Below are 14584 nucleotides of genomic sequence, written 5' to 3'. Positions count from 1 at the left end.
GCGATTGCACCCGCATCTTTCGGTTCGCGAACAGTCATCGCAACCTCCCGAACCCGGGTTGAGCGTTGCCCTATGGCCGTGGTTCCAGCGTCGCTTATGTATGTCCTCAAGTCTCCAGCAGCATTAGTCTCTGGTAGTTATTGAATTAGGTCCGTTTTGTCCATGGGTCGGTGAACAACCTCGTGTCCGCCGCCGCGCGGCCGTCCGTAGACGGGAGACAATCTCGGCGCTGCTGAAATTACGGGGACATTGAAACGATCACGCCTTCCACCGGGTTTCGCAGATCCGATGCAAAGCGAGCTTCGCAGCGAGTTGACGCAGCAAAGCGAGGAGTATAATCACTAGGTCCACCTGTATGCTACTAGCGAATCTGCGGCCATTGTTATCTGCAATGGAGCGTGTTTGTCAGGACCAAGAGGGAGATCGCCACCGAGAGGGCGATGTCGATTGACGGCTGTCTCTCTGTACTGTATTACGTACTACCCGATCGCATGTACTGCATCTGGCGGTAAGTAGCGAGCTGCCCAAGCCGTAGCACGACTTCCAGTGCTCACGGTGACCACAGCTGCACCCGCACCACAAAGGATGTCTGCCGCCGGAGAGGGTGGCAGTAGCCGACCCGGTCGCTGACTATGAAAAGTTTGCTGAGGCTACCGATGGTTAACCAACACACGATGAGATTCTGATACCGTATTAGTTAGCGGGTGGTAATTTAGCTGCGGAGGAGTCGCTATCAGCGAACTGCTTGTGTCGGTCGTACTACTATAATATACTAAACACTATTACCACCTGTCCTCTCTAGCGGACACATGAGCCTGAATCGTGTAACTCCGCTTTGCAGAGTCAAGAACTCGCACTACTAATTCGAGCGCATTGTCACTCTTTTCCCTAGTTTCCCGTACAGCATTTCCATCGAAGGACAACGCGTTGACCACGCACTACAATTCGGTGTAGGCGTACTGCAGTGCATCCTGAAGAATCTGTAGATGGCTGCCATAATTGTCCTCAAGATACGGGACTGTATCCGCCCAGCCATTCCCCCAGTCATCACTTGGACAGCTCTCAAGATGACCGTGTCCCCAGTGCGGTGCAACGATGATCGGGGGGACCGTCTGGAGGATCCGCCCACAGTCCGTTTTCGGACTTGAGACGCTGATATCTGTCGTCTTAGGTGCAACCACTTCCACTACACGTGGAACCGTCTTCCCACCGAGTGCCACGATAACCGTTGGTGACACTGCTTCTATTTCCGCCGCCAAGTGATGTTTACAATGCTCGAATTCGGCTGACCGCGTTGTATTGCTGCTCCCCTTCGGACGACATTTGATCGAGTCAGAGATCCACGTATCCTTGATACCAATGTCGGGTACCCTCGCAAGCGCCCGTGCTAACACTCGGCCACCATTTTCTGGCCGAAGGAACACCTCTCCGGATGCATCGCTGTACTCGTCAAACGTGGTGTATTTGTCCCAATTTACCCGGTGGCTTGGTTCGATGCCGACGAACATGATCTCTGCTGACTGGAAATTGAAGTACCCCGGATGCACCTGTTGTGACCGACCATCAATCTGGGCTGGGCAGCTGTCACAGTATCCATCACCGTTTCGAGCATCCTTCACCAAATCAGCAGGTGAATAAGACATATTCAGATAGGTATTAGATAGTTATAAAATTATGATGTGGTTTCAGTCATTAGGGGATATGAGTTCCAGATAACATGATATATATACTGGAAATACCTGCAATATAAGCAGCCTTTGATGGGTTTAATAGGAATGGTAACTGCTTGTCAACTTGTATATGCAAAACACTAATGCGATATCACAGGCCCATTCCAAGGACGTATTTACCCGGGTCCGACCGTTATGTTCGGTCGCGTTCGATTGGCTCACCATCGAGCCAATCTGGCGCAGTTATCGGCGTGCGGGAAAACGGGCGGCGGCTGTCGTTGGATTTGGGCTAATCTTTCTCTGGTACTTCGTGCTTGCAATTCCCTTCATGATTGTCGGGGCACTACTAACGATTCCGGGGATTGTCGCGGAGGAAGCTATTGTAGACACAGTCGCGCCGCTTGCGTTAGTCGGCGCCATTGTACTGACAGCCTATGGCGGATATCGCGCGTGGTCACTACTTGACGACCGGCAGACCGTCTTTGAGTATGTACAGAATCCCAATCTCGAGGGCGTCGTCGACTCGTTCGACTATCTCCACCGTGATGACGAGCTGACCAGAGCGCTCGCGGCAAACGCCATCGCGACTGGAATGGAGAACGTACCGAGTAAAGTGACCAAGGAGTTAGCTATGCAACCCGCGGAGGTCGTGTTCGAAGTTGCCGATCTCCTACACGACAAGTCCGTCGACGTCAGGCAAAGTGGAAGCGAGGCACTGGTGTATCTCTCCGAAAAGTACCCCGAAGAGGTTGCCAAATATCGTGACGACGTCTATTCGGGCATCTCGTATCCGGACTCGATTGTCCAGGCGAACTGTGTGATCATCGCAGGGAACCTAGCCTACTACGAACCGGCACTTGCCGACGAGGTGGTGCAGTATGTTGGCGCAATCATTGACGACCCGGATCCCGAAGTTCGGGCATGGGTCGCCATCGCTCTGGGCCTGATTCACAACGAGAAATCCCGGGAGTTGTTGCAGGAACTGCAAAACGATTCCGAGAGGGAAGTGCGACAGCAGGCCAGTGAATCGCTACAGGCACATAATCAGCGCGCTCGAACCGACACGGAAGCGCGGAGTGACTATTCGACTGTATAAATAGCTTAAAATGAACATACAACTAGAAAATATCCGGTCGCGGATCCGATACGGGGGGCGAGGTATCGCCAATGAATCCGTCATTCAGTTTATTAAAAAGCTGTGGGACCAGATTGGGGGCTTCGGTTACGGGGTTGCCGTTGCGGCGCTGTTCGTCGCGGCATACTTCCTCTTTAGCATAGTATTCGGGACTGCAAGCGCCGCGTTCAGCGCCGCTGACATCGGCGCGTTGGCGTCGCTGGTCGCGTTCGTCTACGCTAGCTGGATTGGGTTCATAACCTACGAAGAGTACACGGATCGGACCCTCTCGCGAAGCATTCGAGCACGACCCTCTATTGCGACGGTCGACGACGCCTTCGGGCTCTTACAGAGTAACGACGAGGAGGCACGGGTGAATGCGTCGTACTGTCTAAGCGCGGTCGTCGCAACCAGTCCGAAAAACGTCGTGAACACGACCGAAGCGCCAACAGATGATATCGTCGAGTACCTGCTACCCTACCTGCGCGACGATAATCGAGAAATCAGCGAAAATATCGGCAACGTGATTTCGTTTATGGCGCGTGACTACCCGGAGAGTGTCGAACCATTCCAAACCGAACTTCTCGGCCTGATTACTGGATCCATGCTCGCGGACGACGTCCGTGGGTACCTCGCACTCGCGATCGGCTTTCTCATCCTCAGCAAGGGGGCTGATGATGTGAACTCCTTCCAAGAGACTGCGCTAGAGCTTAGCGAAGACAAGCACCCCGACGTCAGAATCGGGACCTGCTATATGTTGGCCGGTATCCCAGCACGGGAGACGCGACAACGGCTCCAAGAGATGGCGAGAAACGATCCAGAACAAGAAGTGCGCGAGCACGCGGAGGAGCTGGTGTGACAATGATCCATGATCGGGACAAAGGGGGTTCAGCATGAGCGCTACCCAGGAGTTTACTGCCCCCGATATCAACAGGGAGGATTACTACGAACGACTCGGAGTACCACCGTCGGCTGACGCGACTGATATCGCCAACCATACGAAAAAGTACGTCGCCGAGTTCAAGCCAGAACTATCGACACACGACAATGCTGACGAGCGGTGGAAGCAGTTCAACAAGGCCAGACAGACACTCAATTCGACGGACTCGAAGGAAGACTACGATACCTTTCGGGAACGGTTCGGAGCTGAGCAGGCGACAGAAGCCTACGAGACGTGGCAAGCAAACGACGCCTTGGGCGATCCAAATAGCGTCTCGGCACGCGACCTCGGACTGGAGTCGGAGGTTGATGAATCCGAATCGGGACACAAAACCCATGACCAAGAGTGGAACAAGCAACGGTCGTCTAGTCGCGACCAGCAACAGAATCGGTCTACCCGTGAGGAGCGCCGTCACGAACGCGCACGGCGTCGGCAGGCCGGTGAAACCGACATCGACACGGACAGTTCGAAGACCTACTCCACCCGTGCAACTGACGGCGGCAAGCGTACGGGAACGAACGAAACCACCGATGCGGACAAGGACGAGACAGAGGATGATGAGTCGGGGACATTCGGACGCGTAATCGACCATGTCCGGTCGACAGTCGATCTCGCAGCAATGGAAGTGTCGACGATGTTCTCGTTGCTTGACCTCGTCGGTGTGAGCTATCTGCTCTATGTATTGGTAGTCGAATTCGTACTCGGCAGCGTCCCTATTCCGATCATCCGAGATGCTGGGACTGTTGCCGTTAGCCTCGCTCTCGTTGGACTGCTGAGCGTTGCGTATCTTGACCGGTTCAGCGACAGAGTCACTTCCGGTGGGAGGGCTAGTGTCGGCAACCAGTTCACAAAGAGTACCACGCCTACACGACTCCTAGCGCTCCCCGCGCTTTTCGCTGTTCTGTGGAGTCTCGTGCTTCTCATTGGAGGGGGTGCACTCACGATTCTGCTATTGGCTGTCTCGGTGGCGTGTCTCTACGGTCGACTCCGCGGGGTCAGCAACGTCGTCGACATTCCGGACTGGACTGAGAATATCGAGGTGGCAGGCGGTGCCCTCGCAGCGATCATCTTCATCGTGCTGTTCATCCAGAGCGGACAGGTTACCGGGACGGGGCCACTTGCTACCGTCGGTATCGGAATCGTGCTGCTTGCACTCATCGGGACACCGATTGCAGCGGTGAGGCAGCAGCTCAGTAGGTGAGTTCCACGGCGATAACCGGTTATTTGACACCACCGATTCCCTCGTGACGGCGCCAAAATAACCGCATATAGTAAAACACTTATATAAATAAAATATAATTTTTCTCCTAAATGGTCCAGGTTAGAGAGGACAGGGAATGAAGACAGAACAACGACAGCCTATTCAGGCGGCTGATGCGGGCTCAGCAAGAGGGACCAAGGGAACGTATCATTGCCTTCCTGAAGCGCAATCCACGAACCGCTATTTGGATCATACCAGCGCTACTTGTGGTCGGTCTTCACCCCTCGACAAGTGAACAGCGGAAGCTCCAGGACAACTGATGGTATCTGATCAAAATTCAGACTCGCACGCGGAATCGGACGACGAACCGCCATTGACGGACGACGCTGCCTCAAACGAACAGGCTGAATCGAACAGAGCAGTTGAGGAGAACGAGGTCACACCAGAACATGGGGCTGCCGATGGGGAGACAATACCCGAAGAGAGCGACGCCACGGCCGAGCAAGCCCAACAGAAGGGCGCCGAAGATGGGGACAAGTGGCTCTCCAAGGGTATCCCACTCGACGGGATGGAAGCCGAATTGATGCCCAGAATCCTGCCGCTCATAGGCTCGAACGTCGAATATCTAACCACAACGGCTAACAGTGACAAGTCGGCCATACGTGAGGTCAAACGCGATCTGACACCAGACGAGGTTGACCTCAATCAACCGGATGAGTTCGACTTCAGTTATCTCTCGACTGAGAATCTCCCGGCTGGGGTCCAGTACACACCCGAGTTCGACCCCGACTGGGTATATCCGAGCGGGTCAAGCGATGGGGGGCGCCAAGATGACACCCCCGTTCAGGGACTCGAAATTGGAGTGTTGGCGACCAACCAGACGATTGAAGCGACGGTGCGAACAGTGCTCGACGCCATTTCGTTATACTATGATGACACTGGGCAATACCCCCGCCACCGGATCATCGAGTCGGCGAGTACGTTTAACGAAATCGCAACTAACGGTGTCGGTCTTGTGGCGGTCTTCCAGCCAGCGCCCGACGACCACGATGGTCTAATGGAGCATATGGAGGCTGTTCAGTCGGACGGTGAAGGGGCCATCAACTCGAATGTCAGGACTAGTCGCCGACTCGTCCAGTATCTCGGCGCGCATCTGGTAGCTGACGACCTTGCCTCACTTCCGGATGACTCCGACATCGCTGCCATAACAGGGTGGGAAACAGCGTCCCAGATCGGCACGCTCCCGATAGTAGAGCGGTACGCCCCGCTGGGGGCAGCCAAAGTGTATGATCCACAAATAGCGGATCTTGACCTGAGCGAGGATGGCGTTTCTTCTGTTGCCGAGGCCTCGTTCACGCCACGGCGGCTGGCAATCGAGACTACTACGGAACTGTTCGATACTCCTGAAGCTGAGAAATGATCTATTTCACTCCCATTTGACTATCAGTTGCGCCTGTGGCTGGACTTCCGTTTCCCTGACGTGCGATGCAGAAAATCGTTAGCGGATGCGTCGTTCGTCTCTGAACGCTGCAGCGGTGTCGATACCTCAGGCGTCAGGGGGCAGTTGTGCCTTGTCCCGACTGTTGCTGTCCAGTGCCGAGTCGATCTCGGCGGTGACCTCTTTCCCGCTCATCATGTCTTCGCCATATAGTTCGAGTGTTCCATCGCTGTTGACAGTAAACTCGACAGCGAGCTGCCCCTGCCCCGGCTCACGAGGTGGGATGTCCTCAAGCAATGCGTCGCCCAGTTTCTCATTGTTCGGCGCGTATTCGTCTTCACCTTGGAAGACCTCGATCGCGACTGAGGTTTGGTTAGCGTGTTGAACGCTATATCCCTCTGATCGCTCTGTGATTGGTAGCTGTGAGTCTCGCTCGACAATCGGGTCGAACTTATCCCCTGGCTGTACCTTAATTCCAATCGTCCGTGGCAAGACGTCAATAAGAACAACTCCGCTGGGGCCGTCGTCCTCATTGCCGCTAATACTGGCTCCCGTAACGTCGTCGTCAAGGAAGGCCGCCTGAATTGATGCGCCAAGCGCAACTGCATGGTCTGGGCTAATTTTCTTCGACGGTTCTATCCCGAAATAGTCTTCAACCAACTCTTCGACCTGTGGCATACGCGTTGAGCCGCCGATAAGAAGGACTCTGTCAACATCTTCGACGGTATATTCCGTACGTGCAAAGATATCGTCCATCGGGAGCTCCGTGTCTGCGAGGAGATCAGCAGTCATCTCTTCGAAGTCCGCCCTGGTAATCTCCTTATCAAGGTTGTATCCCTGATCGGCAACAACAAAGGGAACCGTTAGGTTCACGCTCTGTTGCTCGGAGAGGCCGTGTTTCGCCTCCTGAGCAGCCGTGAAGATTCGCCCGCGCTGCTCAATGTACTCGTCGTTTTGACTAATGTCGACACCAGTGTCCTCATAGATTACGTCGTAGGCGTACTGGACGAGCGCTTCCGTCCAGTCGGAGCCACCGAGTACGTCGTCACCGTCGGTCGCGATCGTTTCGATGTAATTATGCTCATATTCAGCCTCAACTAGCGTCGCGTCAAAGGTACCCCCACCGAGGTCGTACACGAAAATATTCTCGTTTTCGACCTCGCCAAGTTGCTGCTCGCGATGGCCATAAGCGAGGACGGCCGCGCTCGGCTCCGGCAACAGCCGATCCACATCAAGGCCCACGAGCTCGCCGGCCTCACGCGTGGCGTTCCGCTGCCGGTCGGTAAAGTAAGCTGGAACTGTGATAACGGCGTTCGTCACCGAGCCACCAAGCCGATTTTCAGCATCGTTCACCAGTTTCTGGAGAGTCAGCGCAGACACCTCTTGGGGATTGTACTCCTCGTCGCCGAGGAATACCGTTTCGTTCGTCCCTATGAGTTTCTTAATCTCCCGGACTGTCCGGTCCGGTTTCATCATCATATTGTCGACTGCCGCCTCCCCTACAACGGACTCACCGTCCTCAGTCAAGTGGACGACAGACGGAGTAACACTCTCCCCTTCGCTGTTTTCGATGATTTTCGGCTCCTCGTCTACGACATGAGCCATCGCGCTACGCGTTGTTCCCAAGTCAATCCCAAGTGTCCAGTTGTCTGCCATAGTATAGTTCTAAATCGCATATGTGTTAATTGTTTAGATAATCTTTTCGATAGCGGACATATACAGCCGGTATACGACTGCTACTTGGTTACTCATTGTATACGTATACAAGTATGCTAACGGCACTTGAGCGTCCTATCACCGCGTAATGGCACTAAGGTGACGTCCAATCCAGTCGTCTCCCGATAACTTGGATTCGTCCCATTAGACCAGACTATCGGGCGAGTCTATAACTCTCTGAGGGGTTCAGCAGAGTCAAATGATTCCACCATACAAGCCCTGATACGCTCTCGACCGCTCGTCACAAAGTAGCTCTGTATGAACGGTTAGAAGAATTAATCCATTGTCTTTTTATTGTTTTTATAGAGGATAGTGAAAGTCAACGTCACTAATCTGATTGATTAGCCGACTGATGAGCCTGTTCTTCGGGCCGCAGCGGCCGGTGAGGAGGACGAAGTGTGTGGATGGGACGCTTCACGTAGAAGTAGCCGACGACTCCCAGTATAAGCAGACCAAGGAGCAGGAGAATTATACTGCCAATTCCCCCACCGCCAGCCCCTGCGAAGAACAGCAAGGCGAGAACGGCTCCACCTCGTCGAGTCGCCCGTCCTCGTAGTGTGAATATCTTCGCATTACAGTTAGGACATCGACGCGCATCTGGCTGGATGATTTCCCGACAGTCTCCACACCGTATTGAGCCTGTCTCCTTGTCCTTCTTCGGGCGCGATCCCCCGACAGATAGGTTCTTGAATAAACCCATACAAGAAGTGGTGTTCATAGATTGATGTATTCTCAAGGGGTGATTCGGTATGTCACTCCCTGATGGATACCATAAAAGCAAGTATTCAGGTTCAGCTACTGTTAGTTGAATTGAAGAAGCATTCATCTTTTACGACTAATACTTACGTATCGTGATTCTGTCCGTAACCATGCAGAAACACTGAGGACAAAAATCACTTCGATATTTTCCTTCAGTACTGCGTTGAGCAGAAATCCGTATCGAACCAGCAATTCACCCGATACAGGGAGTGCTGTTGTTTACTCACAATAGACAGACGATATCCCAATTGGTCCCGTTTCTAAGCAGCAATAAGAATCTTGGAACGAACTGTTCTCGGTCGACTCCATGTGGTACTGCTCTGTCGAGCGCAGATCTCAACTGCACTCGAGGGTGGGTTATACTTGTTGGTAGTTGGCAGAAATACTCAGCCTTGGAGTACGAGGATTACGGCTCTCCAGACCCTCTTCTTCGAGTTCTAAGGACCGTGAGTAGTTCCTACGAGAGAATTCCATTCTACAGGGGACGAAGAAAGTTCTACTGTCTCTTGTTGTATTTCTTCGCTCGCATCGGTCAATCCAGCACTGAACGACTGTAACAGGGCCTTCCCTTCTTTGACGGCTGTTGCTGTACTAGTTTTCAGAATTCCGTAAGCAGACTGCATTTCGTCGTAGACGATGATCAGAACTGATGCTTCTTCTTCTGCTTCGATGATATAGAGAGAAAAATCGGGAGTAGGGCCTTGTTGGACGGTACACTGCTCATTATCGCACAGTCCTCGAATCAACTCCGGGTATCGATCAACGATTTCCTCTAAACTCTCACTAGTGAAGTTCAGACCAAGCTGCACTCCTCGCTGAGAGCAAAGTCCCAGTAGAAGTTCAAGTTCTCTTTTATCAGATAACGAGGGGAGAAAAGCAGAGATAGTATTCGCATTTTCGGCGACCTCAATGAGGTATTCGACTGGTTGTTTTGGCGCAGGGCCAGCTAGAAGGGCTGTTTCGGCGTCAAATAGAAATTCCGACGAGAGAAGTGTGTTGTCGAGTGGAGATAGTATTTCTCGTGCAGAAATAATATCGGTACTCTCCTGAATGTAGGCATGATACCGCTCTGCGGCGTATTTTCCCGTGAGGGTAGTGACGTGCCTGTTACCCTTATCTCTCACAAATCCAGCACCCTTCAGTTCCCTAACCGCACGATTTACTGTGGATCGAGAGTAGTCAAGTTCCTCAACTAGTTCACGCTTACGTCGCGGATTATTCCAGAGATATTCCACGAAACCGGCGCGTTTAGCCACGATATTGATTTCTTCAGAGTAGCGATTGTCGAGCTTAGTCATCGAATCTAGTAGACAAACTGATGATTGGAACGTTAATAAATTTATTCAATTGATATATATCTGGACCCGACTATAGGAACACGGTGAGGGCTATCGCTACGAAGACGAGGGCTGCATACGGGAGCGCTACGTAGCGTATCAGGAAGCCAGTCTTCACTCGATAATGCGACCACACCGTCTGCTCGAAGTGATGTGGTTCCATTTTCGGGTCGAACCGCTGCCAGAGCTGCTGCGTGAGGGCCGCGATGCCCCAGCGTACTGTATACGCGCCTATTCCGGCACCGAGAAGCATCAGGACGCCCATATCATACGCATCCCAGCCGGGGGCAGGTAACGGCACCATGACGTTCATCCACACGGCCAGTCGTTCAAGGTCACGCGTCGTAACGAAAGCGAACGCGATGAACAATGCGACCGTTCCGAGGTTCCGCCAGATAGCGTGGACGTAGCGGTACGGGCTCTTGAATAGGAACCACTCCTTGTAGTTGACGGGCTCGCGCGTAGCGTCAAGCTTGCGAGTAGAGGAGTATCCCGAGATAGCGGCTTCATCAATGCGGTCGGTAAGATCATGGGGAGCGGGCGCGTTCCCCATGGTGCGGAGGTCATCGTCAATTGTCTCCGCGTCATCGGAGTGGACGAGGCCTGCACAAGGCTCGCAGAGCGCGGCGCATTTTTCGCCGGGTGCGTCCCCATCTAAGTCAGATGCGGTGAAGTTGGGGTAGAGGAGGAGAGCGTTCCTATCGTCAGCTAGTTTCCGGCATCGCTGGCATTTCCTGCTTGACTGCCGCGAGAGGTAGGCATCGATGGTTTCGCTTTCTTTAGCCGAGTTGATAAACGCTACCTGTTCATTAGCGTCGTCCTCGGGATAGAGGGCCGCGCGGTGGCGGTGACGATCAAAGTTCTCGTTCTCGGGGTGTTGGACACCGTGGCAGGGGCGGCAGAGCGTAACGAGATTTTGCTTGTTGTCACTACCACCCCGGGATTTCCAGACGATATGGTGAACATCCAAGACACGTCCATCGTCGTCAGCGTGTGGACCGCTTTTGATGCCGCATCGTTGGCACGTCCAATCGTCACGCTTTCGCACATCGGAGGCGATTCTGTCCCACTTAGGCCCGTATTTCTGCGCCTCCTGCGTCCAGTGGCTCATATACTATAGATGTATGATAAAATATATTGGTTTAAATATTGTTATTTTCCATCATTCTGTTATTCGTCGATTGCCCAAGTTTTGAGGACTGTTCACGTTCAAGGAATAACTAACAGAGAAACCCGAGGGGGTCCGAACGGAACGCATACATCAGGAAAGCCACAGAAGCAGTAGGTGAAACGACCTCAACAACGCACAGGCGCTCGTTCCTGAGTAACTCTCTCATGTCGTTCGGCGTGATCTCCGTGCTCGCTGGGCAGTCCGCAATTAGTGCGTTTCACCTGTATTCATATCCGAAAAATAGGAGTTCAGCAGAGCCAAATCTGTTGTTCGATCCGTCACACCCGTTGTGACGGCGTCGAATACTGTCGCCGCCTCGGCCGTGATATGGACACATTCTCGGTTCTGAATAGGAGGGGTGTCTGCCCGTCCTGCTGCTAGTATTGTCCTTCAATATGTAAAATATATTTGACAAAGTATAATGTAACCGGTAAGTATATTCGAGGTAACTAGAATGTCGGAACCACAATTCTCGCATACTGAGATTCCCGCTGTCGGAGCAACTCGGTCGAAGCACCTCAGAGAGGCGGGATTTACCACGATTGCTGATATTGCCGACGCGACAGCCGACGAACTGGCCGAAGTCTCGGCCATAAACCCGGATATCGCACGCTGTATCCGGCAGGGAGCGAGGGAGTTGCGAGGGGACGATGACACGATTCAAAACCAGATAGCTACAAACTGCGGGGTACCGAGAGAGACGGTCGCCGAAGCATTTGCTGAGATTGCGTATCGGGGTGGGTCATTCGAAACCAAAAGAACTGCCCTCCGAGAGGTGTTTTGCAGCGGCGACGAGAAGTCTATCTTGCACCTCAATGGACACTCGCTACGGTATCTCTTTCTGCTGTACAATGCCGGTTTTCGCGATCTCGACGCCGTCGCGGATGCCTCCATCAACGAGCTTATCGAGGTGAGCTACTTCGATAAAGAGCGGGCCGAAGAGTTCAGAGCAGCCGCCCGCAAAGCTAAGGCCGACATCCGAGGAAGCTCCTCCGACGAACAGTCGTCTGAGGAAGACGTCGACACAGACCTCATTTGCGAGGAGTGTGGCGAGACGTTCGCGTCCGAATCCCACTTCCAACAGCATACCCACCGTAGTACCGAAACCACGCATACAACGCGGCACTCGGATTCAAATCCGGGGGATATGTCCTCCGAGCCGTCACCGCGCGTTACGAGGGGGCAGGCCCAGAAACTCCTCGAAGAGAGCATCGGTCCTGATGCCGAGTTCCGGCCACAGCAATGGGAGGCCATCAACAGGCTGGTTAACGGGAAGGAGCGTCTGCTTATCGTTCAGCGAACGGGTTGGGGAAAAAGCTCAGTCTACTTCATCGCGACCCGCTTGTTCCGAGATCAGGGTGCAGGCCCGACTCTCCTCATCAGCCCGCTCCTCTCACTAATGCGAAATCAAATCTTGAATGCCAATCAGCACCTGAACCTCAACGCAATCACCATCAATTCCAACAACGAGGAGGAGTGGGACGAGGCAAAGCAGGCGGTCATCGATGGCACCTGCGATGTGTTGCTCATCTCACCCGAACGACTTGCGAATCCGGAATTCCGAAAGGACGTCCTCACCGAGATGGAACAGGGGTTCGGAATGCTCGTCATCGACGAGGCCCACTGTATCTCCGACTGGGGTCACGACTTCCGGCCCGACTACCGGCGCATCAGGCGCATCATCAAACGGTTGCCGGACAATATCCCGGTCGCTGCAACCACCGCGACAGCGAACGACCGAGTGGTCGAGGACGTCACCACACAACTTCCCGACCTAGAGCCGGTTCGCGGCACGCTCGTCCGCGACTCGCTCAAAATTCAGACGATCGAGCTCGGCTCCCGAGAACGGCGCCTCGCGTGGCTGGCCGAGAACGTGACCGAAACCCCAGTTTCCGGCATCATCTACTGTCTCACTACCAACGAAGTCGAACACGTCGCCGACTGGCTGACCGACCGAGGTCTCGACGTCTTCCCGTATCACGGTCGGCTCGACGACGAAGCCCGCCGTGAGCGCGAACAGCAGCTCCTTGACAACGAGGTCGACGCCTTAGTCGCAACCAACGCGCTTGGAATGGGGTTCGACAAGCCTGATCTCGGCTTCGTCATTCACTTCAATCGTCCACCGAACCTCATTCGGTACTACCAGGAAATCGGTCGCGCCGGGCGAGACCTTGACGAGGCGTACGCTATCCTCCTCTCCGGCGAAGAAGACGACGACATCGCGGAGTATTTCATCGAGAACGCATTCCCAGCGCCCGAGGACTTCGAAAGTGTGCTCTCGGCGATCAAGACAAGTGATGAGCCACTGTACCGACGCGCGATACTGAGGAAAACAGACATCAGGTGGCGGCGGCTGAACAAGTGCCTCGATATCCTCCAGGTGGAGGGCGCCATCAGCAGGGAGGATGAGGGCTATGTGAGAACTGCAAACTCATGGCGGTATGCCTCCGAGCGGTTCGAGCAGGTCACGGAACGGCGCTATGAAGAGCTCGAACGGATGCAGGAATTCGTTGTCACGAATGAGTGTCTCACCCAGTTCGTCGACAACGAACTCGACGGAGATTTAGACGAACCGTGCGGACAGTGTGCGAACTGCGACGGCAATTTCCTCCCGACCACCGTCCAGAATGAGGACTTGATTCACGAAGCAGTTGAGCACTACCAGAGCGAAGGGTGGAACGTGATCGAGCCCCGAAAGCAGAGACACAGGCAAAATGGCGGTCGCGATCGAATTCCTGAGACAGTACGCCTGAAGGCCGGTCGGACACTCTGCGTTTGGGATGATCCCGGCTGGGGAACAGCAGTGCGGAAAGGCAAGTATGAACACGGCCACTTCGACGACAATCTCGTCGAGGCAGCCGCCGCGTTCATCCGCGAGGATTGGAATCCGTCTCCGGAACCCAAGTGGATTGCCGCCGTCCCCTCGACATCTACGGATGGAGTGGTCACCGACTTCGCCAGCCGGCTGGCAGAGCAGTTGGACATCCCGTTTATCGATTGTATCAAGAAGGTAGAAAACACTCATCCACAGAAGGACATGGCAAACTCGTACCAAAAGTGCTGGAACGTCGAAGGAGCGTTCGACACTACCGACCAAGTCCGCCCCAAGGCAGTCCTCCTCGTCGACGATGTAGTCGCATCTAGGTGGACGCTGACAGAGACAGGAAAGGAGCTTCGCCTAGCCGGGAGCGGGCCAGTGTATCCTTTCGCCTTGGCCGAGCGCCGAGGCGGGTGAGCT

At 54.0% G+C, this 14584-nt stretch carries 9 protein-coding genes; 5 read left to right on the top strand and 4 right to left on the bottom strand.

Annotated elements, in window-relative coordinates; translation table 11 throughout:
• Positions 1–938: 938 nt before the first annotated feature.
• Positions 939–1643 (bottom strand): uracil-DNA glycosylase family protein, encoded by a 705-nt coding sequence (locus EGH23_RS17540; RefSeq protein ID WP_220581278.1) that lies wholly within the window; start codon positions 1641–1643, stop codon positions 939–941.
• A 157-nt stretch (positions 1644–1800) separates the two neighbouring features.
• On the opposite strand from EGH23_RS17540, the gene EGH23_RS17535 reads away from it, so the two are divergent.
• The 4 genes from EGH23_RS17535 (at position 1801) to EGH23_RS17520 (ending at position 6345) form a co-directional block, all read left to right on the top strand.
• Positions 1801–2766 carry a HEAT repeat domain-containing protein gene (locus tag EGH23_RS17535; protein WP_220581277.1) on the top strand — a complete coding sequence of 322 codons (966 nt, stop codon included), beginning with the start codon at positions 1801–1803 and terminating at the stop codon, positions 2764–2766.
• 10 nt (positions 2767–2776) lie between these two features.
• Positions 2777–3643, top strand: a complete 867-nt coding sequence (locus EGH23_RS17530; protein ID WP_220581276.1) for a HEAT repeat domain-containing protein — start codon at positions 2777–2779, stop codon at positions 3641–3643.
• Positions 3644–3677: 34 nt separating this feature from the next.
• The gene (locus EGH23_RS17525; RefSeq protein WP_220581275.1) at positions 3678–4925 is read left to right on the top strand and encodes a DnaJ domain-containing protein; all 1248 of its coding nucleotides are present in this window, start codon (positions 3678–3680) and stop codon (positions 4923–4925) included.
• Positions 4926–5298: 373 nt separating this feature from the next.
• Complete coding sequence (locus tag EGH23_RS17520; protein ID WP_220581274.1) at positions 5299–6345, top strand: hypothetical protein; 1047 nt, start codon at positions 5299–5301, stop codon at positions 6343–6345.
• A 126-nt stretch (positions 6346–6471) separates the two neighbouring features.
• On the opposite strand, the gene EGH23_RS17515 is transcribed toward EGH23_RS17520, so the two are convergent.
• From EGH23_RS17515 to EGH23_RS17505, 3 genes are all read right to left on the bottom strand, one after another.
• On the bottom strand, positions 6472–8019 hold the full coding sequence (locus tag EGH23_RS17515) for an Hsp70 family protein (RefSeq protein WP_220581273.1): 1548 nt from the start codon (positions 8017–8019) through the stop codon (positions 6472–6474).
• A 1256-nt stretch (positions 8020–9275) separates the two neighbouring features.
• Complete coding sequence (locus tag EGH23_RS17510) at positions 9276–10136, bottom strand: MarR family transcriptional regulator (RefSeq protein ID WP_220581272.1); 861 nt, start codon at positions 10134–10136, stop codon at positions 9276–9278.
• A gap of 70 nt (positions 10137–10206) precedes the next feature.
• Positions 10207–11286 (bottom strand): HNH endonuclease, encoded by a 1080-nt coding sequence (locus tag EGH23_RS17505; protein ID WP_220581271.1) that lies wholly within the window; start codon positions 11284–11286, stop codon positions 10207–10209.
• Positions 11287–11800: 514 nt separating this feature from the next.
• On the opposite strand from EGH23_RS17505, the gene EGH23_RS17500 reads away from it, so the two are divergent.
• A complete protein-coding gene (locus EGH23_RS17500; RefSeq protein WP_220581270.1) occupies positions 11801–14581 on the top strand; it encodes a RecQ family ATP-dependent DNA helicase in 2781 nt (926 codons plus the stop codon).
• Positions 14582–14584 lie beyond the last annotated feature (3 nt).

It is taken from the genome of Haloarcula nitratireducens (genome assembly GCF_019599505.1).
The sequence above is the reverse complement of the archived record's forward strand: the minus strand, read 5'-3'. Positions and strand labels throughout refer to the sequence as shown.

Bases quoted from the DNA above. Each gene is read 5' to 3' on its own strand.
- EGH23_RS17515 (WP_220581273.1), bottom strand. From the start codon at position 8,019: ATGGCAGACAACTGGACACTTGGGATTGACTTGGGAACAACGCGTAGC.
- EGH23_RS17530 (WP_220581276.1), top strand. From the start codon at position 2,777: ATGAACATACAACTAGAAAATATCCGGTCGCGGATCCGATACGGGGGG.
- EGH23_RS17535 (WP_220581277.1), top strand. From the start codon at position 1,801: ATGCAAAACACTAATGCGATATCACAGGCCCATTCCAAGGACGTATTT.
- EGH23_RS17510 (WP_220581272.1), bottom strand. From the start codon at position 10,136: ATGACTAAGCTCGACAATCGCTACTCTGAAGAAATCAATATCGTGGCT.
- EGH23_RS17500 (WP_220581270.1), top strand. From the start codon at position 11,801: ATGTCGGAACCACAATTCTCGCATACTGAGATTCCCGCTGTCGGAGCA.
- EGH23_RS17525 (WP_220581275.1), top strand. From the start codon at position 3,678: ATGAGCGCTACCCAGGAGTTTACTGCCCCCGATATCAACAGGGAGGAT.
- EGH23_RS17540 (WP_220581278.1), bottom strand. From the start codon at position 1,643: ATGTCTTATTCACCTGCTGATTTGGTGAAGGATGCTCGAAACGGTGAT.
- EGH23_RS17505 (WP_220581271.1), bottom strand. From the start codon at position 11,286: ATGAGCCACTGGACGCAGGAGGCGCAGAAATACGGGCCTAAGTGGGAC.